Below are 19025 nucleotides of genomic sequence, written 5' to 3'. Positions count from 1 at the left end.
CCACCAGGGATTCGAGGTTACAGGCCAAAGTCTCTATCGCACTGCTGCTGTATGTCTTATTGAATGATATGTCAACATCAAGACTTTCAGCCCATGGTGGTTGAATCCGGTGATTCTCCTGTGCCCCGGTGAATGTCGAGTTTGCGCATGCGCGAGGCAAAGGTTGAGCGGTTGATACCTGACGCCTTTGCCGCCCAGGTGATATTCCAGTTAAATTTTTCCATGAGCGCCATGACATAGGCCTTTTCAAGATCCGGCCAGGTCATGATGGAAATATCGCGCAGGTATTGTGTCTCATTTGTTTGGGGATCTGTGTTTCTTGGCGCTGTGCTTTCTTTGACCCCATCCGGGTTGATTTTAAGAATACGTTCGGGAAGATCATCCGGTTTTATAATTTCGTTTTGGGTTGTAACCATCAAATACCGGATAAGGTTTTCCAGTTCCCGGATATTGCCCGGCCATGTATAAGCCACCAGATGGTGTATGGCTTCAGGGGAGATTTTTTTTTCGGAAATGTTTGTTTTCCGACCTTCCACGTTTAAAAAATGCCGGACCAGCAACGGAATATCTTCCCTTCGTTCCCGCAATGGCGGCAGGTGAATCGGCAGTACGGAAAGGCGGTAATACAGATCCTGTCTGAACCGGTTTTCTTGGATCATCCCGGCAAGGTCCTTATTGGTGGCTGCAATGATTCTGATATTGATGTACCGGACCTGGGTGGCGCCTAATGGTTTGATCTCATTTTTCTGCAATACCCGAAGAAGCCCGGCCTGAGTGCCCATGGGCATGTCTCCGATTTCGTCCAGAAACACCGTGCCGCCGTCAGCGGCCTCAAACAATCCTGCCCGGTCCCGGGTTGCACCGGTAAAGGCGCCTTTTTTATACCCGAACAATTCGCTTTCCAAAAGGGTTTCGGGGATGGCCGAACAGTTCTGGACCAGGAAAGGATAATCCGCTCTGGCACTGCCCGTGTGAAGGCGTTCTGCCACAAGCTCCTTGCCTGTGCCGCTTTCGCCCGTTATCAGCACATTGAAGTCGGTATCTGCATAGCTTTTGACAAGATCCATGCTTTTGTGAAAGGCCTTGCTCTGGCCGATAATGGTATTTTCTTTTTCAACCCTGGACAGGACCGATGAGAGTCTGCGATTCTTTTTCTGCTCCCTGGCATAACATAGGGCGTTGCCCAGGGCGATGGAACAGATTTCAAGCAGGTTTTGGAAATGGGAAAGGTAGGAAGAATCCAGATTGAGGTGAATACTGTCAGGGTTGGTGTCAATAATCTGTACCGCCCCAAAGACCTGTCCGTCTATGAATAAAGGAAAACAGAGGATCTGGCTGCTTTTGATGGCGAAATGTGCTTCCACCTCCCGGTTGTGACGGCGATCAGAGCCCGCTTGGGCAATGGTCATCTTGCCGTTTTCAATTACCCACCCCACAATGGAGGGTGAGCCTGCATCCAGGGTAACCCCCACAATATTTTCGCTGTCAATGCCGGCGGCCTCAACACAAACATAGGTCCGGCCCCGTTTGATCCAGATTGATCCACGCCTGACATTCTGGATTTTCAGCAGGGCATTGAGAAATTTTTTTTGGAGAAGGTCCGGGTCCAGCTCCCTGAACAGCTCATAATTTTCCTGGGATAATTTGTCTTTTTCATTGTTCATAAAAACAGCATTCTGTTAATATTTTGGAAAATTGCACCGTCACAATAAGCACTAAATGATTTCTTCAGGCTTGCACAACCGTTTGGCCTTATTTGATAACCGTTGGCATTTTTGGCATGAATAGGTCAATTTCTTCATGACTGGTTTGCAAAGCATCTTAGCTTCAGTTGACGAGGCCCCACAGTTTTTGCAGACAAATGCTTTTGACGTATCCGATGATTTTCGCAAAATGTCTTTTTTCTTTTTACACGCCTTACAGGCCCTAAGCTTTTTTCCCATAATGCATTCCTCCTTCACAACTTAAACGTTCCATTCATACTTTAAAAATAGCACGGATTTTTGAAAGGTCAATTGGCAGCGTCCAAAGACAAAAAATTGGATGTCACCGCAGCCAAACGAGTTGTTCTCTGTTGTGACGGTACCCGCAGCGATTGGCAACGGACAAGTCATTGGCTGTTATAAAAAAGATCCAGGAAAGATTCGGTTTTTGACCTTTGAAACATCAATTGATCAAGTCAGCCGGTATCATTTGATATCCAGGCGGCAGGGATCAGTGGATCAGTTTTGTTACAAACAGATCGACCACCTCAATGAGGATCAGGATGATAATAATCCACTCCAGCTGGGCACTGTGGCTGTGCTGCGAAAGGTCTTTAAACAGCTCCAAATTTTCCTGGACAATGCCAAGATTCTCCTGAATATAGCGGTAGCGCAGCGTTATATCAAGTTCACGGGTCAGGGCGGTATGCAGCTGGTCAAGGCTTTGTTCCTCCCACATGAGCTGCGGGGTGTCAAAGATATAGAGGTTGCGGGCAATTTGATTTTTTAAGTTCAGGGCTTTTCCGATATACTGGATCAGTTGTCTGCCTTTTAGATCGACTTTCCCTTTTGTCTCCAGCTGGGTGGTGTAAACCCTTGTCTCTTCCAGAAGATGTTCAGACTGTGAACTGTAATAGCCTAAGGCAATGGACTGGGCGATGGAGAACATAATCGTGTAGATCTTATCTACCTCGTATGAAGTCAGAATGATTTTATTGAAAAGAACCCTGCGTTGTTTTTTGCTGTCGATTTCAATGGTGTATTTTTCACTTTCAAAGTCCGATGTGGATTTAATCTCCAAAAGATTATGGATTGAGCGCAGGATAAGGGTTTGTTTGTTCTGGTCAACATCCACAAACACCACACTGCCGTAGTTGGCAATAAAGATATAACCGCCTGCCTCCGTCATATAAAAGAGTTCGGTGGGCTCTTCTCTAATCAGTTCAAAAAGCAGAGATTTTTTTATAATTTCAATATTGATATTGCTATTGACATGAAGCCCAAAAACTAGTTTTTCCACGATTCCCTCCAATTGACAATAAAGAATTCTAACATGCTGAGACTGCATTTACAACGGTTAGCGAAGTTGTAAAGGAACTCGACAACAGTATTGAAAGCCGGACACTGCACATCCAAAACAGGGAGTCAACGGGTACTCGGCCTGTATGATCCGGCCGGTCTGTCTGTCCCCAAAGGATGGAGAGGCGGATTTTTTTTAAGGCGTATTTTGCCCTCTACCATCACCCAGGAGACATCCGAAGCCCTTGCCGCATAGACCAGACCTGAGTATGGGTCATGCATGGGGGTCATGTGAAGGCCGGTAGTGTCCACCACAATGATGTCCGCAGCCTTGCCCGGGTGTATGGAGCCCGTGATATCACCCAGTCCCAGGGCCTTTGCACCGTCAATGGTGGCCATTTTCAGGCAGGTGCGGGCATCCATGACGCAGGGATCCAGGCGCACAACCTTATGCAGTTTGGCGGCTGTGTCCATTTCAGAAAACATATCCTGGTCGTTGTTGGATGCACACCCGTCCGTGCCAAGGCCCACGGTCAGACCGGCAGCTACCATGTCCGGTACCGGCGCCACCCCGGATGCCAGTTTCATATTGGATTCAGGACAGTGGATGACCCCGCACCCGCGCTTGGCAATAATGCCAATGTCGTTTTCATCCAGCCACACGCAGTGGATTAAAAGGGTGTCCGGATCAAGGATGGCCAGGCTGTCCAGGTAGGCGATTACGGACAGGCCTCTATTTTCTTTGATCATACCCGGCTCGGCCCGGGTTTCTGCGGCATGGATCTGGAACAGAACCCCCTTTTCCCGGGCAAGGTTCTTTCCCGCCACAAGCGTCTGTTTTGAACAGGTGTAGGGAGAATGACAGAAAAGAGACGGGGTAATTCTCGGAGACAGGGTGCTGGTTTTCTCAATAAAGTCTTTGGCATGATCAATGTTTTTGACAGGATCAGGAACGCCCGGCGCAGGAAAATCAATCACCCCCTGGCCGGCTACAGCCCGGATGCCACTATCTGCCATGGCCTTTGCCGCATGGCTTTCCAGAAAATAGCCGTCGCAACAGGTGGTGATGCCGCCGGCCAGCATCTCCCTGCAGGAGTGGGCTGTCCATTGCGCCACGGATTCTGGGTTTACATCCCTTGCTTCGGCAGGAAAAATATGCCCATTGAGCCAGAGATCCAGGGGCAGGTCATCGGCCAGTCCCCGGAACATGGACATGGGTGTGTGGGTGTGCCCGTTCACAAGTCCGGGCATAATAATTCCACCGCAGGCGTCGATCTGTCGTGCAGGGTTTTGGGCCAGAGTCCTTATCTGTTCCGGGAGTGCGGGTCCGCAATCCGCAATTTTGCCCTGTTTAATATGGACGAACCCGTTTTCAATCACGGGCAGTCCATCCTCCATGGTTAAAAGGATGCCGTTATGTATAAGAATGTCATTTTCCATGATATAGTTCTCTTATTTTTTTGAACCCATTATCCGGCCTGCCTGTCTGTCCCCAAGGGATGGACAGGCGGACTTTTTTTAATTGTCTCCACCACAATGATATCAGCAGTCTTACCCGGGCGTATAGAGCCCCATGATATCATCCATTCCCAAAGCCATTTACCCCGTCAATGGTGGCCGTTTTCAGTTAGGTTCAGGCATCCATGACGCAGGGTTCAGGCGCACAGTCTTATGCATTGTATAGCTTTCTAAGATATTTTTAGACGCATGAATATCTTGACACTTAATTACCTGTTCAATTAGGATACCTCAAACGCTGTTTGAATGCAGCCGGCAAGTAAGCTTTGTTAGACATATACACCCTAAGCCACGAAGGCATACAGATATCCTTTTTGAAAAATCGATGATCGAGTAAAAGCGTCGGCCCTTTGCGGCTTTTTTTTGGTTCAAGGAGTTAGAATGAAGACAAAACTTGCATTGTTATGTGTCGCTCTGTTTCTGATCCCGGTTGTTTTTCCGGCAAATGCAAAAACTATTTTGGACAGCACAGGTAAAGTCGTGGTGGTACCGGAGAAAATCAGCCGCATTATCTGCTCGGGTCCGGGGGCCTTGCGTTTGATCACCTATTTCAATGCCCAGGATTTCGTGGTGGCTGTGGATGATATGGAGACGGCTAGAAAAAAGTTTGATGCAAGACCCTATGCCATTGCCAATCCCCAATACAAAAATCTACCGGTGTTCGGGGAATTCAGGGGAAACGACGACCCTGAAAAAATTTTGGGCCTTGCCGCACAGCCCCAGGTTATTTTTAAGACATATGTCGGCATGGGCTATGACCCGGTTGAATTATCTCAGAAAACAGGTATCCCGGTGGTGGTGCTGGAATATGGCAATCTTACCGTTCAAAGGCAGGTTATTTACAACAGTCTGCGGATCATCGGTCAGGTGCTGAACCTGGAAAACCGGGCCGAGGCCTTGATCGGTTTTTTTGACGAGCAGATCGCTGAACTCAACCGGCGCACCGCATCCGTTGAAAATAAAAAAACGTGTTTTATTGGCGGTATAGCACATAAAGGCCCCCATGGATTCCAGTCCACAGAGCCCAATTATCCACCCTTTGAGTTTGTGAATGCCGCCAATATCGCAAACGCCACTGACGTCAAGGTGAAAAATTTGTCCCACTCAAGCTTTTCCAAAGAAAAACTGCTGGAAGAAAATCCTGAAGTTTTGTTTCTGGACCTATCCACCCTGCAAATGGGGGACGGTCATAGCGGGCTTGATGAACTGAAAACAGATCCCGTATTCCAGGCTCTGGATGCCTTGGCAGATGGCCGGGTTTACGGGGTGCTGCCCTATAACTGGTACACCCAGAATTTCGGTTCTATCCTGGCCGATGCCTGGTATGTGGGAAAAGTGCTTTATCCGGAACAGTTTGAGGATGTTGACCCGGTTAAAAAAGCAGATGAAATTTATGATTTTTTACTATCTGCCAAAGTATATGCCGCCATGGATGCCCTGTTCGGGAACAAAGCATTCAAACCGGTTGATTTAGGGGCGAAATAAAGGAGATGCACTTTGATCATGGTGCTGTGCCTGATGCCTATATCGGGTATATTCGCAAAAAATCCTGGTTGCTTTTCGCCCTGTTCAGTCTTATGGCAGTCCTGTTTCTCATCTCTTTGTGCAAAGGGGCCGTAAAACTTCCTTTGCTGGATGTAGTGCAGACATTAATGTTGGATCCGCCGTCCCGAAAGGCAGATCTTATCGTATGGAATATCCGGCTGTCGCAAACTGTCATCGCGATTTTAGGCGGGGCAGGCCTGGCGGTCTCCGGTGCCGTAATGCAGTCGGTATTGAAAAACCCTTTGGCCTCACCCTTTACTCTTGGCATTTCCCATGCGGCCGCATTTGGGGCCGCACTGTCCGTGATTATCATGGGGAGCGGGGTGATGGCCTCGTCTTCCGGTGATGCCGTGGCCATTTCAAATCCGGTGATCACCGTGGTAACGGCTTTTTCATTTTCAATTATAACCGCGTTAATCATTATTTTTATTTCCGGCAAAAAAGGGGCCTCGCCCTAGGTCATGGTGCTCACCGGCGTGGCATTAGGCTCTCTTTTTACTGCCGGAACCATGCTGCTGCAGTTTTTTGCCGATGATGTGCAGCTGGCTGCCATGGTCTTCTGGACCTTTGGGGACCTGTCCAGAGCAGACTGGAACGACATCGCACTGATTGCCCCGGTTGTGCTGGTGCTGCTTGGTTTTTTTCTGGTAAACTCCCTGGACTACAACGGCATGGCAATGGGGGATGAGAGTGCCAAAGGCATTGGCATACGGGTCGAATGGATCAGGCTTTCCGGCATGTTGGCCGCTTCTTTGATGACGGCTTTGATCATCAGCTTTGTGGGTATAATCAGTTTTGTGGGCCTGGCCGCCCCCCATATTGTGCGGCGCATCATCGGCGACGACCACCGGTTCCTTTTGCCGGCATCCATTCTCGCCGGGGCCTTGATTCTTCTGGCAGCAGATATGGTCGCGCGGCTGGTCATGCTCCCTCATGTGCTGCCGGTCTCTATTTTTACGGCATTTTTAGGGGCACCGATTTTCATTTACCTCATTATTAAAGGCAATCCCAGATGATTCTGACAGTAAACCAAATTGATTTTAAGTATAAATCCGTTAAAATTCTTGAGGATATCAATTTTTCCATTCCCCGGGGTGCAATCACCGTAATATTAGGACCCAATGGCGTGGGAAAAACCACATTACTCAAATGCCTTAATAAAATTTTAACCCCGTCAGCGGGCCGGATTTATGTAAAAGACAAGCCGTTGAAAGCCATGGATATCCGTCAGATTGCCAAAGAAATCAGCTATGTGGCTCAGTATAACGAAGCAGGCAAAATCACGGTGTTTGACGCCGTCCTCATGGGGAGATACCCCCATATCAGGTTTACAGCCGGCAAGGAAGATTTAAAAAAAGTCGGGTCGGTGTTAACGCATTTGAACCTGTCACACATGGCCCTTAAAAATTTGTACGAACTTTCCGGCGGGGAGCTTCAGCAGGTGGCCATTGCCAGGGCCCTGGTCCAGGAAACCGATATCCTGCTGCTGGACGAACCCACCTCCAGCCTGGACTTAAAAAATCAGACCCGGCTTCTAAGTCTTGTCCGGCATATTGCACAGGACCACAACCTTGCAGTGATTATGACAATGCATGACCTGAACTCGGCGCTGCGGTATGCGGACCAGTATATCTGCTTAAAAAACCACACAGTGTTCGGGGCGGGAAAAATTGAAGAAATCCGGTCAGAGTTGCTTACAAAGGTGTACGGCCTACCGGTTGAAATTATCCGGCATAAGGGCTACCCTCTCGTGGTGCCGCTTGAAGACGCCTCCAAGGCGGCCTGATGATGAATTTATTCATGGTTTGAAATAGAACTTAAAGCTGTTAAAATTGGGTACAAATCATGATTAAACTGAACTCGGAAATTTAGATACCCCAGGTCAGGGAGGATAAAATGGATTTTGAATTAAGCAAAGAATTGCAAATGCTCCAGAAAGAGATTCATAAATTTGCAAAAAAAGAGATCGTTCCCTTTGCAGACCAGTGGGATGAGGAACATTACCTGCCCATTAAAGAGGTGATGCGTCCCCTGGGTGAAATGGGGTATTTCGGCACCGTGATTCCTGAAGAATACGGTGGAGAAGACTTGGGCTTTCTGGCAGCCATGATCGTGACCGAGGAACTGGCCAGGGCCTCTTCCTCCCTGCGGGTTCAGGTGAATATGCAGGTGCTGGGCTGTGCTTACACCATTTATACATACGGTAATGAAGCAATTCGTAAAAAATATGTGAAAAAATTGTGCACAGCCGAATACATCGGCGGGTTCGGCATCACCGAACCGGATGCAGGTTCTGATGTCATGAACATCGCCTCCACGGCCGAAGATAAGGGCGATCATTGGCTGCTCAACGGCAATAAAACCTGGATTTCCAATGCCGATGTGGCAGACTGTTTGATCTACTACGCTTATACGGATAAATCTGCCGGCTCCAAGGGGCTGTCCGCCTTTGTGATTGAACCCAAAAACTATGACGGTATAAAAACCTCTTCCCTGGACAAGCTGGGTTCCCACTCTTCCCCCACAGGCGAACTGTTTTTGGACAATGTTAAGGTGCCCAAGGAAAATATCCTTGGCAAACCCGGTGACGGTGCTAAAATTGTATTTTCATCTTTGAATCAGACCCGTCTGTCTGCAGCTGCCGGCGGCGTGGGATTGGCCCAGGCCTGTCTGGACGAAGCGGTCAAATACTGTAATCAGAGAAAACAGTTTGGCAAAAAGATCGGCGAGTTCCAGATGAACCAGGACATGATCGCCCAGATGGCCACGGAAATCGAAGCAACCCGTCTTCTGGTCTACAAAGCGGCCTGGGCCAAGGACCAGGGCCGACTGAACAACGGCATGGATGTGGCCATGGCCAAATACATGGCCGGCGAAGTGGCTTACAAATGTGCCAACTATGCCATGCGGATTCTGGGAGCCTACGGCTACTCCACAGAATATCCCGTGGCCCGCTACTACCGGGATGCTCCCACTTATGCCATGGTGGAAGGTTCCGCCAATATCTGCAAGTGGATTATTGCTCTGGATCAGTTGGGTATCAGAAAAGCGAACAGGTAACTTTTTAAGAAAGGAGATCCACATGTCTGAAGAGGTACTCGCACCCCTGTCAGGGGAAATTGTCAGCTTAAGCGTTGAACCGGGCGCAGCCATAGAAGAGGACGACGAAATTCTGGTTATCGAAGCCATGAAAATGGAAACCCCCATATTTGCCCCCTGTTCCGGCACTGTGTCAAAGATTGTCGTCAAGGCGGGGGATGTTGTGGAGGAAGATGATCTGTTAGCCGTCATTGATTAGGCGTCAAAGGAAAAACAAATGAAATCCTATTTTGAAAACATGACGCCTTTTGGTAAAGCGCTCAAAAAAGGGACCATAAAACGCACCCAGAATAATTATGAGCAGGTCCTTGGGTTGGAAAAACAGATCTTAGCCGCAGTGGACGATGTTAAAAACGCAGGTATTTCCGAAGAAAAGATTAACCAGCGGGGCCAGATGACCGTATGGCAGCGCCTGGAATATATCGTGGACTCCGGCACCTGGACCCCGCTTCATACGCTTTTCAACCCTGCGGATAACGTTGAGGGCACCACCAATGTCATTGACGGTCTTGGGAAAATTGCGGGCAAATGGGCGGTCGTGATCGGTTTTGACAACAAGGTCATGGCCGGAGCCTGGCTGGCCGGCCAATCCGAGAATATTTTGAGGGTCACAGACCTTGCAAAAATACTGAATATCCCGCTGGTCTGGCTGGTGAACTGCAGCGGGGCCAAGCTCACGGAGCAGGAAAAATTTTATGCCAACCGAAGGGGTTCCGGTACCCCGTTTTTCAGGCATGCGGAACTTGAGCAGGAGGGCATCCCCGTCCTGGCGGCCATTTACGGCACCAACCCTGCCGGCGGCGGCTACCAGTCGATCAGCCCCACGGTTCTTTTTGCCCATGAAAAGTGCAATATGGCCGTGGGCGGTGCCGGCATTGTCAGCGGGATGTCCCCCCAGGGAGGGTTTACTGCGGATATGGCTGAAGCCCTGGTCCAGAAAGCCAAAGAACACCGGGAAAAGCCACCCGGATCCGTGGCCACCCATTATGACCACACCGGTTTTTTCCGCTTTGTGTACAAGGAAGAAAAAGAGGTACTGGACGGCGTTAGAGAATATATGAAAAAGCTGCCGGCTTATGATCCTGAATTTTTCAGGGTCACCGACCCCAGGTCCCCGGCGTTCGAAGCTGAAGAAGTCATGCGCCTTCTGCCCATCGCCTCCAAGACCGTATATGATTTTGACGACATTCTGGCAAGGCTCGTGGATGGCTCCGAACATATGGAATACCGCCCCGACTACGGCCCTGAAGTATATACAGGGCTTTGCAAGGTGGACGGATTCCTTGTGGCCTGTATCGGGAACCGCCAGGGGTATCTTGGTAAGGGCTACCCTGAATATGCCGATTATCCCGGCATGGGGGCCAAGCTCTATCGCCAGGGGCTTCTCAAGATGAACGAGTTTGTAACTCTTTGCGGGAGAGACAGAATTCCTGTGATCTGGTTCCAGGACACCTCCGGCATTGATGTGGGCGACATTGCCGAAAAAGCCGAACTTTTAGGCCTGGGCCAGTCCCTGGTCTATTCCATCCAGCAGTCAGGTCTTCCCATGATGCTTGCCATCCTGCGCAAGGGAACCGCAGCAGCCCACTATGTCATGGGCGGCCCCCAGGCCAACCGGAACAATGCCTTTACCCTGGGCACCTGTGCCACGGAAATCTGCGTTATGCATGGTGAAACAGCAGCGGTGGCCACTTATGCAAGGCGGCTTGTAAAGGAAAAGGAGGCAGGCCGGGATCTTGAGCCTGTGGTGGAGAAGATGAACGCCCTTGCCCGGAAATACAAGGAGACATCAACCCCGCTTTACTGTGCAAAACATGGCATGGTGGATGAAGTGGTAAGGCTTGCTGATCTGCGGCACTATATGCAGTCCTTTGCGGGCGCGGTTTACCAGAACCCCAGATCCATCTGCCCCCAGCATCAGATGATCCTGCCCAGAATTATACGGGATCACGCTGTCGAAAAGGAAAAGGAATAAATCATGGGGGATGCGGTCAGGGTCTTTCTCATCGGACTTTTTGGTGTATTCGCAGGCATGACTTTTCTCTACCTTTCTATGAAGATTACTGAAATGGCTGTCACCGCGCTGGAATCAAAAAGGAGAACCGGGGAAGATACCGGGCAGGGAGAAGATAAATGAGTGCTTTGTACACCCTGTTTCAGACCACGGGTCTGTTTTATGTCACTCCGGGCATTGTGGTTATGTGGGTCATCGGACTAATCCTGATCTACCTTGCCATTGCAAAATCCTATGAGCCCCTTTTGCTGTTGCCCATCGGATTTGGAATCATCCTTGTGAACCTGCCCCTGGCAGGACTGATGACCCCCCATGAAGGGCTGATTTGGAAATTTTATGAATACGGTATTCACTGGGAGGTTATTCCCCCGGTGATTTTCCTGGGCCTTGGGGCACTCACCGATTTTGGGCCGCTCATTGCCAACCCCAGGCTGATTTTTCTTGGTGCCGGGGCCCAGGCAGGTGTGTACATCACTTTTTTTGCGGCCCAGGCCTTTGGATTTGACCTGAAAGAGGCGGCAACCATCGGTATTATCGGTGGTGCAGACGGGCCCACCACCATATTTCTGGCATCCAAACTGGCCCCCTCCCTTTTGGGGGTCTGTGCTGTGGCAGCCTATTCCTACATGGCCCTTGTGCCTATTATCCAGCCCCCGGTGATGAAGCTTTTAACCACTGCAGAGGAAAGACGAATCCGCATGGCCAAGGGTAGAAAGGTGGGAGCGCTTGAAAAAATGCTCTTTCCCATTGTCTCCACCTTTGTCATCATCCTGCTGGTCCCGGCATCAGCGCCGTTGATCGCCATGTTCATGCTGGGGAACCTGTTCAGGGAATCCGGCGTGGTAGGACGTCTGCACGATGCCGCCCAGAACGAACTGATGAATATTGTTACCATTTTTCTTGGGGTATCAGTAGGCGCAACCATGAATGCGGAGAATTTCTTAAGGCCCCAGGTGATATTTGTCTTTTGTCTGGGGCTTTTTGCCTTTGTGATCTCCACCATGACAGGGGTTCTCCTGGTCAAGCTCATGAACATTTTTTCCAAAAATAAAATTAATCCACTGCTGGGTGCAGCCGGTGTTTCTGCCGTACCCATGGCTGCCAGGGTGGTTCATAAGGTGGGTATGGAAGCGGATAAGAAAAATTATCTTCTCATGTATGCCATGGGGCCGAACGTGGCAGGTGTTATCGGCACCGTGATTGCGGCCGGTATTTTTTTAACCCTTTTAGGGGGGTGATCGTGATCACCCCAGGGTTTCTTTTCATCGCCCTTACACATCGTGTGGTAGGAGATCAGACGGGCACCCGGCTTTTATGGGTGTTCGGCGTACACATTATTCGGGAAGCGGGCAGGCCAGCATATGTTCTCTGATCACCTCAAACAAATCACCAAATCTAAGAACACCGGTGACCGTGTCGCCGTTTTTTACGATCAAAGGCTGGTGGGCGCCCATAACATATTCATGCAGCGCTTTTTCCAGGGAATCATCCTCCTGGAGATATTCAGTCTTTTTAGGTACATACATGATTTCGGAAGCCTTGATAGCGGCACCGCGTTCGCAAATGTTCTTAATGGGCTCCACCCAGAGATTAAAATCCCGCATAGCATTAATCACATAATCTTTGGTCAGTGTTTTGCCTTCATAGTTTTCGAACAGTTTTTTATAGTTGGGCTCAAGTGTTTTGAAAATATCAATCATGGTAACGTTTCCCTTGAACTTGCCATTGTCATCAACGACAATAACATCCCTGTGGGCGTGGCGGCCATCTGATTTGCTTTTTTCCAGAACCTGGAACATATCATAAACGGTATCCGTTTCCTTGATGCTCACATAGTCAGGTAAGGGGATCATAACCGTTTTTATTAGAATTTCTTTCATCGCATTCTCCTCAAAAGGGTATTAATGGCCTTAATTATGATGATTTTATAAAAAAGTCTGGGTAAGTTACTCAGATCTTTAAAGCTTTTTTTGTGTGCTATGCCTGCTAGTTGATATGTCAGTTCAGCCCATGATTATTTTCTAGAATTATATGAGAAAAATATGGGAAGTCAAGCTTTATAGGTAATTTGACCCTGTCAAAGTTCGAATTAAAAAGATTTTTCGTCATTGATTGATTCTCTTCATTATATAAGAAATAGTTGTATAATCTGCACAGAACTTACAATTTTTGTTGTGGATAGAGCCACGGTGGAAAAACAGGTCAGCCCGTGCTGTTTTCTGCGATTGTCTGTAAAACCGGTCTTTTGATTTTGTGTCTTTGAGGGGAATAAATTATAGTGGGAATTTTTTGTCTGAAGAACGCCATCCAGGTGGCAGACCGGGTAAGGGACCGCCTCTTTGATGATTCCTGGTATATTCTTGGGCGCATTGAAAAAGGGCTGGTCCGGATTAATCCCAAAAATCAGAGCACTGAAGTTTTGGAAATGCTCAGCGACATTATTCTGAATATGTCTGCCTTTGCAGGCCTTGCTTTGGAAAGCATAAGCCGGGGAATGGGGTGGCGATTTATGGATATGGGGCGACGGATTGAGCGGGCCCTTCATATAATAACCGTTATGACCAGTCTGATTCAGGGACGCAGCTTGCCGGATTCCAGCGAGCTTGAGGCCGTACTTGAGGTGGCGGATAGCCGCATAACCTACCAGACCCGTTACAGGACTACCCTGCACATGGAGCCCCTGGTGGACCTGCTGCTGCTGGATGAGATAAACCCACGGTCTGTGGGATTTCAGCTGGCAGCCCTTTATTCCCAGCTGGAAACCCTGCCTAAGCCCCAACCTTTTCCTTTCCGGACAAAGGAGGAGAAAATTATCCTGGATCTGACCACCCGGTTGCGCCTGGCAGATACTCAGGAGTTGATGATACTTGGGAAAAAGCATGTGCTGCCCAACCTCGATGCGTTGCTTAAGAAACTGAATAAGGAATTGCAGGACCTTGCCGACAGCATCACCCAGCACTATTTAAGCCGGATCGAAACGGAAAAACAGCTCAATGGTCAGTTTGCAGGTAAGGGTTACCCTGTGGTCGGGGCTGTGGTAGGAATGGTGAATAATGAAATATAAAATTAGCCACCGGACCCATTATCAATATGACTCTCCGGCCTCATTATCCCATAGCGAACTGGTGCTGATACCATAAGTGCTTGGTCAACTATGTTGCCATCTGGAGAAAAAAATTTGTGAACCATTTCAGATGATGTTAATAATTTCATTATTGATTTTTAAACATTTATGCCGGTCTGGTGATTCTCACTTTTCGGATATTGTCCCGTTCGATAAGTAAATACGAAAGATCAACGGAAACCATAATCAAATTGTTTGAGATGTACTATGAGGAAAAATCAAAAAGAGTTGTTTGGGTTTATGATGACACGCTTGAAAAAGCGTTGGGATCTATGTTTGTGCCCTGGGGATTCCTGTGAAGAAAAAGCAATAAACGCTCATTCAATTCAAAATCGAAGAACGTTAGATCTGCTGAGCGTAAACGGGCATATCATAATGCCGAAGCCCAAATTAACTGCGACTGCTCTACCAACGTTTATATTTAAATCATTAAGCCAAAATAAAGCGACAAGCTTTACTGGCTTATGTAAAAATCACGACACTGAACTTTTTAAACCCATCGACACCAATCAACTTGATATTAATGATCCAGAGCATCTATTTCTTGTCGCCTATCGCTCTGTTCTGAGAGAGGCTTTTGTTTCTATGAAATCAGCAATAGACACTCAGCTTACTTATCAAAAAGGAGCAGCAATTCTAAATTTGGCATCTTATCCTGTTATAGGGATTTTGAGCTGTTTAAACATAAAGCCCATTAGATGTTCCCAACTCATTGAGCCGTTTCATCTTCAACCTGTTTGAGTCCTTCTATTTCTACAAGTTCCCAGACCACAAGGGCCTCCATGATCGTGGAAAATCCATCCGGCCGGTTCAGCAGGTAGAGTAATGCCTTGGCTTCTGCAACACTTTTTTTCAGCACAGCCACTTTAAGCGTCTTCATGCCAAGAAGGCCTGCACAGCGATGCCGCTTGAAACCGTCTATTAAAAGATGGCAACCGCCTTGCTCAACCGCAACGACAGCCGTCAATTGACCATGCTTGACTAATAAAGGCGCCATCTTTTCCCGGGCATCGGCGTGGACCGGACGCAGGAATCCTAAACGTAAATCCAATTGGTCTGGACGCAGACTAATCATTTGGGCCTCCGGTGATATTGAGGCTTTTCTGAAAAATCTCCCCGATTGGGATAAGGCCACAGTGGCCCACAGGTTGCTTAGGCGCCTTGGACGTCTGTGTTGCAACGGCTTTTCGGGGAAGGGAAAGCACTTGAAACAGTCGGCCGTCAAAGGCTATGAGATCTTTATCAATGAGCCCGTTCCTGGCTTGGATATATTCGTCCAGGCTGATGGCCGTCAATGAACAAATTTTATCATAACCGTAATAAGACATTCCCTGACGATCTGCCACCATCACCAGAAAAAGATACAGCACAAGCTCCTGGTAGTTCAGGCTGTCCCAATACCCCTGGCGGATAAACCGATGGCTTATCCATGCGAAACTGCCGTTAATTTTTCTAATTCGATGGTCCTTCAACGGGTCTTTGGTAATCATTTTTGCCCTCCTTGGAGATATAATGATGAAAATTGTCGCCTGAATAGCGTCTGCCATATCCCCGCCGGGGAAATTGATCTACAATCAGACCTCTTCTTCCGCAAAAACAGCAGCATGGATGGGAAGACGGAGGCGTTACCCGAAGACTATCATTGGATTTGGAGGGTGTTGAAGTGTCATCATCCACGGTTTTTTGAGAATTTCTTAATCGCCGTTTTTTTCCTGTCGACGATGGGCTATCTTACCTTTTTCAGTTTGTCGATACTTCTCCTGGGCGTTACGGTGAGCTTCTCTTTGAGCAGTTTCGCGACAGGATTTACAGCAGTAAGTCTGTCCACGCCAGCAACTGTGACAGATATAAAAAATGCTGCCGCATCGTTTACACTGAATTTCTTTTAATAAGACGATCTCCACATTTTCCGTTCTTGCCATAAAACGGAAGCTGTGATTATATGAGGATGTTGGGTAGCTTCCGTATTTTATATGGATGTCTGCTTTTTGAAGGCTCGAAGCCGCCTACTTCGAGCCTTTATTTTTTTCAAATCCATCCAGGAAACAAAACCAAAATCAAAGAAAAAAAGGAAGAAAATATATTTTTTAAAATCTGGGGGTGAAGAAAATACAAAGTAAAAGGGATGGAAGCTTTGTTACCGGCTAAAGGGGTGGCCTGCTTCATCACCATAGGTGGGGACGTTTACGACCGGCGGTAAAACGTATTCATCTTGATTTTATAATATGCTGATGGAATAATGACCCAATTATGAAGAATATAAAGCGTATTCTGGTGCTCGGCGGCTGCAGGAGCGGCAAAAGCGGTTTTGCCAAGCAGGCCGCAGATCATATGGCCCGGGACAAAAAAATATATCTGGCCACCTGTGTGCCCACGGACAGGGAAATGAATAAACGGGTTAAACAGCACCAGGAGCAGCGCGGACCTGACTGGGCAACCATTGAAGAACCCATACGCATCCATGAGACCATTGAGCGGGCCTGTGCCCAGGCAAAGGTGATTCTGGTGGACTGCCTGACCCTTTGGACCTCCAACCTTTTGCTCCAGCAAACAGATGAGGCCGGTATTATGGCGGCGGTGGACCTGCTTTTAGGCGCATTAAACCGGTCAACCTGCCCTGTTATCCTGGTTTCCAATGAAGTGGGATATGGAATCGTTCCTGAAAACAGCCTTGCACGGCAGTTCAGGGACATGGCAGGGCTTGTCAACCAGCGCGTGGCCCGGGCCGTTGACGAGGTTTTTGTGAGTATGGCCGGTATCCCCGTCCAAATCAAACCGGGCCAAATCAAACCGAATCAGATCAAATCCGGACAGGTCGGGCCCGGGCTCTTCAACGGCAAGGATTTTGGGAACGGCGAACTTCAATGACCCGGACGGATACCCCTGGTTTTTTTGCAGACTTACGGGCCTGCATGGCCTTTATTACCATTCTGCCCACGGGAAAAAATCCGGTATATTCTCCTGTGGGCATGATCCGCTTTTTCCCCGTGGTGGGATTGATCATCGGCACCCTTCTGGTGATAACCGATTTTCTGGCATCCATGGTCTGGCCGGCACCTGCCGCAGCCCTTGTTGATCTCATTTTCCTGGTGGCCGTAACCGGCGCCTTTCACCTGGACGGACTTGGCGATACCGCAGACGGAATCTTCAGCCATCAAAGCAGGGAGCGGGCCCTTGAAATCATGAAAGATTCGAGAATCGGAATGATGGGACTGGTTGCCGTTGTTTTAGGTCTGGCGGCAAAACTTGCCGGGATCTGGTCGGTGAAAATCAGTTGTTCTCCGGTTCAGGCCATGGCCATACTTTTCGTGGTGCCCTCTTTTTCCAGAGCCTCCATGATATTGGGCATAAAATATCTCAAATACGGCAGAAAAGACAGGGGAACAGGCAAGGATCTGTTTGACCGCCCGCTTAATTCAAAAGATTTTTACCTGTGCCTGATCCCGCTGGGGTTTTCCCTGCTTCTGGGGTATAAGGGTCTGATATTGATTTCAGGGTTTGCCCTGGGCTGTGTTGCTATTTTAAAATTTTACAAACAAAAAATGAACTGCATCACAGGGGACATGCTTGGTGCCATGACCGAAGTGATGGAAGCCTGGCTGTTCATGGCCGCCGGCATGAATGTTATTTAAATGATTCAGGGCCACGGCGGAAATAAACAGCAGCTTGCAGACCGTATAGGATGCGGGCTTGAAGATATCATTGATATGAGTTCCAACCTCAATCCCCTGGGGCCGCCGAAACGTATCCACGCCTTTATCCGGGAAAACATTCACCTGATTCATGCCCTTCCCGAACCGGATGCGGCCGGTATGTCAAAGGGGTTTGCAGACTATCACGGCATTGATCCCGGGTGTGTGATGGCAGGCAACGGTACCACATTTTTCATCTATACCCTGCCCCTGGCCCTTGGGGCAAAAAAGGCCCTGATCCTGGGTCCTGCCTACGCCGATTATGAAGATGCCTGTGCAGCCCTCAATGTAAAGACCTGTCACTGTTTAACCCTTGCCCAAAACAATTTTGTTCCGGATCTGGATCAGTTGTCTGCCGAGGCGCAAGGCGCCGATCTGGTGTTTATCTGCAATCCGAACAATCCCACAGGCGCCCTGATTGACAAACAGGATCTGGAGAGATTAATTGGCCGCCACACGAACACCTGTTTTGTGGTGGATGAATCCTATCTGCCCTTTGTACCGGATGCAGAAGCGTTTTCCCTTGTAACGCAGACACACCAGCCCAACCTTGTGGTGCTCTCCTCCATGTCCAAAATCTTCAGGATTCCTGGGCTTCGCACAGGTTTTTTAAGCGGGGCCAAAACCTTGATCCGGAAAGTCATGGCCCATTACCAGCCCTGGAGCGTCAATGCCTTGGCCCAGGCAGTAATCAAAAACATTTACGATCATCCGGGCGACATTTTGCCCTTTTACCGGCAGACCCGGGAATTTATCGTTAAAGAACGCCGGGCTTTTGTCCATGCCCTGGCTGAAACAGAGGGCATCCGGCTTTTTGATACGCCGGTCTATTTTGTGTTGGCCCGGCTGGACCGGATCTCTGCCCCTGAACTGTGCCGCCGGGTGGGAGATGACAGATTTCTGATCCGCGACTGCGCCAATTTTAAAGGGCTGTCCGACCGGTTTGTCCGGTTTTCCCTGAAAACACATGAAATCAATCTGGCCCTGGCCCAAAGCATCAAAACAGCCCTGGCCCGGGAACATACGTAACC

Annotated in this window: 19 protein-coding genes and 1 pseudogene; 14 read left to right on the top strand and 6 right to left on the bottom strand. The window is 48.7% G+C overall.

The features are described 5' to 3' along the window. Positions 1-86 precede the first annotated feature (86 nt). The 3 genes from DESPODRAFT_RS03350 to DESPODRAFT_RS03335 form a co-directional block, all read right to left on the bottom strand. A complete protein-coding gene (locus DESPODRAFT_RS03350; protein ID WP_004071317.1) occupies positions 87-1664 on the bottom strand; it encodes a sigma-54 interaction domain-containing protein in 1578 nt (525 codons plus the stop codon). Positions 1665-2214: 550 nt separating this feature from the next. Then, positions 2215-3003 (bottom strand): RMD1 family protein, encoded by a 789-nt coding sequence (locus DESPODRAFT_RS03340; protein WP_004071312.1) that lies wholly within the window; start codon positions 3001-3003, stop codon positions 2215-2217. Positions 3004-3128: 125 nt separating this feature from the next. Beyond that, complete coding sequence (locus DESPODRAFT_RS03335; RefSeq protein WP_004071310.1) at positions 3129-4442, bottom strand: amidohydrolase family protein; 1314 nt, start codon at positions 4440-4442, stop codon at positions 3129-3131. Positions 4443-4901: 459 nt separating this feature from the next. On the opposite strand from DESPODRAFT_RS03335, the gene DESPODRAFT_RS03330 reads away from it, so the two are divergent. The 8 genes and pseudogenes from DESPODRAFT_RS03330 to DESPODRAFT_RS03300 all read left to right on the top strand — a co-directional run bounded on the left by DESPODRAFT_RS03330 (position 4902) and on the right by DESPODRAFT_RS03300 (position 12416). Next, positions 4902-6005: an iron ABC transporter substrate-binding protein gene (locus tag DESPODRAFT_RS03330; RefSeq protein ID WP_004071308.1), complete on the top strand. Its 1104-nt coding sequence runs from the start codon at positions 4902-4904 to the stop codon at positions 6003-6005. Between the two features lie 5 nt (positions 6006-6010). After that, positions 6011-7081 (top strand): annotated as a pseudogene (locus DESPODRAFT_RS03325) (FecCD family ABC transporter permease). Next, positions 7078-7851, top strand: coding sequence for an ABC transporter ATP-binding protein (locus DESPODRAFT_RS03320; RefSeq protein ID WP_004071306.1), 774 nt, complete (start codon positions 7078-7080; stop codon positions 7849-7851). Before DESPODRAFT_RS03325 ends, DESPODRAFT_RS03320 begins: the two are co-directional and overlap by 4 nt. 110 nt (positions 7852-7961) lie before the next feature. After that, entirely contained in the window at positions 7962-9125 is a 1164-nt protein-coding gene (gene acd / locus DESPODRAFT_RS03315) for a glutaryl-CoA dehydrogenase Acd (protein ID WP_004071305.1), read from the top strand. Between the two features lie 22 nt (positions 9126-9147). After that, positions 9148-9363, top strand: coding sequence for a biotin/lipoyl-containing protein (locus DESPODRAFT_RS03310; protein ID WP_004071303.1), 216 nt, complete (start codon positions 9148-9150; stop codon positions 9361-9363). 18 nt (positions 9364-9381) lie between these two features. Beyond that, the gene (locus DESPODRAFT_RS03305) at positions 9382-11139 is read left to right on the top strand and encodes an acyl-CoA carboxylase subunit beta (RefSeq protein ID WP_004071301.1); all 1758 of its coding nucleotides are present in this window, start codon (positions 9382-9384) and stop codon (positions 11137-11139) included. Between the two features lie 3 nt (positions 11140-11142). Further along, entirely contained in the window at positions 11143-11301 is a 159-nt protein-coding gene (locus DESPODRAFT_RS20245; RefSeq protein ID WP_004071299.1) for a hypothetical protein, read from the top strand. Further along, positions 11298-12416, top strand: a complete 1119-nt coding sequence (locus DESPODRAFT_RS03300; protein WP_004071296.1) for a sodium ion-translocating decarboxylase subunit beta — start codon at positions 11298-11300, stop codon at positions 12414-12416. The genes DESPODRAFT_RS20245 and DESPODRAFT_RS03300 overlap by 4 nt, the downstream gene beginning before the upstream one ends. A 96-nt stretch (positions 12417-12512) precedes the next feature. Here the strand turns inward: DESPODRAFT_RS03300 and DESPODRAFT_RS03295 are convergent, their stop codons facing one another. Then, entirely contained in the window at positions 12513-13058 is a 546-nt protein-coding gene (locus tag DESPODRAFT_RS03295; RefSeq protein WP_004071295.1) for a CBS domain-containing protein, read from the bottom strand. A gap of 398 nt (positions 13059-13456) precedes the next feature. On the opposite strand from DESPODRAFT_RS03295, the gene DESPODRAFT_RS03290 reads away from it, so the two are divergent. From DESPODRAFT_RS03290 to DESPODRAFT_RS19840, 3 genes are all read left to right on the top strand, one after another. Continuing rightward, entirely contained in the window at positions 13457-14242 is a 786-nt protein-coding gene (locus DESPODRAFT_RS03290; protein WP_040015818.1) for an alpha-E domain-containing protein, read from the top strand. Beyond that, complete coding sequence (locus DESPODRAFT_RS19225; RefSeq protein ID WP_245532058.1) at positions 14232-14318, top strand: transglutaminase N-terminal domain-containing protein; 87 nt, start codon at positions 14232-14234, stop codon at positions 14316-14318. The genes DESPODRAFT_RS03290 and DESPODRAFT_RS19225 overlap by 11 nt, the downstream gene beginning before the upstream one ends. Before the next feature lie 191 nt (positions 14319-14509). Next, positions 14510-15043 carry a hypothetical protein gene (locus DESPODRAFT_RS19840; RefSeq protein ID WP_004071293.1) on the top strand — a complete coding sequence of 178 codons (534 nt, stop codon included), beginning with the start codon at positions 14510-14512 and terminating at the stop codon, positions 15041-15043. Here DESPODRAFT_RS19840 and DESPODRAFT_RS03285 read toward each other — a convergent pair. Next, positions 15012-15377: a ParB/RepB/Spo0J family partition protein gene (locus DESPODRAFT_RS03285; protein WP_004071291.1), complete on the bottom strand. Its 366-nt coding sequence runs from the start codon at positions 15375-15377 to the stop codon at positions 15012-15014. The two genes, DESPODRAFT_RS19840 and DESPODRAFT_RS03285, sit on opposite strands and share 32 nt — an antisense overlap. After that, the gene (locus DESPODRAFT_RS03280; RefSeq protein WP_004071289.1) at positions 15370-15792 is read right to left on the bottom strand and encodes a helix-turn-helix domain-containing protein; all 423 of its coding nucleotides are present in this window, start codon (positions 15790-15792) and stop codon (positions 15370-15372) included. Before DESPODRAFT_RS03280 ends, DESPODRAFT_RS03285 begins: the two co-directional genes overlap by 8 nt. A 760-nt stretch (positions 15793-16552) precedes the next feature. On the opposite strand from DESPODRAFT_RS03280, the gene cobU reads away from it, so the two are divergent. From cobU to DESPODRAFT_RS03265, 3 genes are read left to right on the top strand one after another with little or no spacing between them, the layout of a single operon-like run. Beyond that, entirely contained in the window at positions 16553-17170 is a 618-nt protein-coding gene (gene cobU, locus DESPODRAFT_RS03275; protein ID WP_004071288.1) for a bifunctional adenosylcobinamide kinase/adenosylcobinamide-phosphate guanylyltransferase, read from the top strand. Beyond that, positions 17167-17934, top strand: coding sequence for an adenosylcobinamide-GDP ribazoletransferase (locus tag DESPODRAFT_RS03270; protein WP_004071286.1), 768 nt, complete (start codon positions 17167-17169; stop codon positions 17932-17934). The genes cobU and DESPODRAFT_RS03270 overlap by 4 nt, the downstream gene beginning before the upstream one ends. After that, positions 17935-19023 (top strand): threonine-phosphate decarboxylase, encoded by a 1089-nt coding sequence (locus DESPODRAFT_RS03265; RefSeq protein ID WP_004071284.1) that lies wholly within the window; start codon positions 17935-17937, stop codon positions 19021-19023. The last annotated feature ends 2 nt before the right edge of the window (positions 19024-19025 follow it).

This window comes from Desulfobacter postgatei 2ac9, from assembly GCF_000233695.2.
Taxonomy (GTDB): Bacteria; Desulfobacterota; Desulfobacteria; order Desulfobacterales; family Desulfobacteraceae; genus Desulfobacter; species Desulfobacter postgatei.
Note: the sequence above shows the minus strand (reverse complement) of the source record. Positions and strands in the feature narration are given on the sequence as shown.

Coding starts and splice junctions, on each gene's coding strand:
- DESPODRAFT_RS03350 (WP_004071317.1), bottom strand. CDS start 1,664: ATGAACAATGAAAAAGACAAATTATCCCAGGAAAATTATGAGCTGTTC.
- DESPODRAFT_RS03335 (WP_004071310.1), bottom strand. CDS start 4,442: ATGGAAAATGACATTCTTATACATAACGGCATCCTTTTAACCATGGAG.
- DESPODRAFT_RS03330 (WP_004071308.1), top strand. CDS start 4,902: ATGAAGACAAAACTTGCATTGTTATGTGTCGCTCTGTTTCTGATCCCG.
- DESPODRAFT_RS03320 (WP_004071306.1), top strand. CDS start 7,078: ATGATTCTGACAGTAAACCAAATTGATTTTAAGTATAAATCCGTTAAA.
- acd (WP_004071305.1), top strand. CDS start 7,962: ATGGATTTTGAATTAAGCAAAGAATTGCAAATGCTCCAGAAAGAGATT.
- DESPODRAFT_RS03310 (WP_004071303.1), top strand. CDS start 9,148: ATGTCTGAAGAGGTACTCGCACCCCTGTCAGGGGAAATTGTCAGCTTA.
- DESPODRAFT_RS03305 (WP_004071301.1), top strand. CDS start 9,382: ATGAAATCCTATTTTGAAAACATGACGCCTTTTGGTAAAGCGCTCAAA.
- DESPODRAFT_RS20245 (WP_004071299.1), top strand. CDS start 11,143: ATGGGGGATGCGGTCAGGGTCTTTCTCATCGGACTTTTTGGTGTATTC.
- DESPODRAFT_RS03300 (WP_004071296.1), top strand. CDS start 11,298: ATGAGTGCTTTGTACACCCTGTTTCAGACCACGGGTCTGTTTTATGTC.
- DESPODRAFT_RS03295 (WP_004071295.1), bottom strand. CDS start 13,058: ATGAAAGAAATTCTAATAAAAACGGTTATGATCCCCTTACCTGACTAT.
- DESPODRAFT_RS19225 (WP_245532058.1), top strand. CDS start 14,232: ATGAAATATAAAATTAGCCACCGGACCCATTATCAATATGACTCTCCG.
- DESPODRAFT_RS19840 (WP_004071293.1), top strand. CDS start 14,510: ATGAGGAAAAATCAAAAAGAGTTGTTTGGGTTTATGATGACACGCTTG.
- DESPODRAFT_RS03285 (WP_004071291.1), bottom strand. CDS start 15,377: ATGATTAGTCTGCGTCCAGACCAATTGGATTTACGTTTAGGATTCCTG.
- DESPODRAFT_RS03280 (WP_004071289.1), bottom strand. CDS start 15,792: ATGATTACCAAAGACCCGTTGAAGGACCATCGAATTAGAAAAATTAAC.
- cobU (WP_004071288.1), top strand. CDS start 16,553: ATGAAGAATATAAAGCGTATTCTGGTGCTCGGCGGCTGCAGGAGCGGC.
- DESPODRAFT_RS03270 (WP_004071286.1), top strand. CDS start 17,167: ATGACCCGGACGGATACCCCTGGTTTTTTTGCAGACTTACGGGCCTGC.
- DESPODRAFT_RS03265 (WP_004071284.1), top strand. CDS start 17,935: ATGATTCAGGGCCACGGCGGAAATAAACAGCAGCTTGCAGACCGTATA.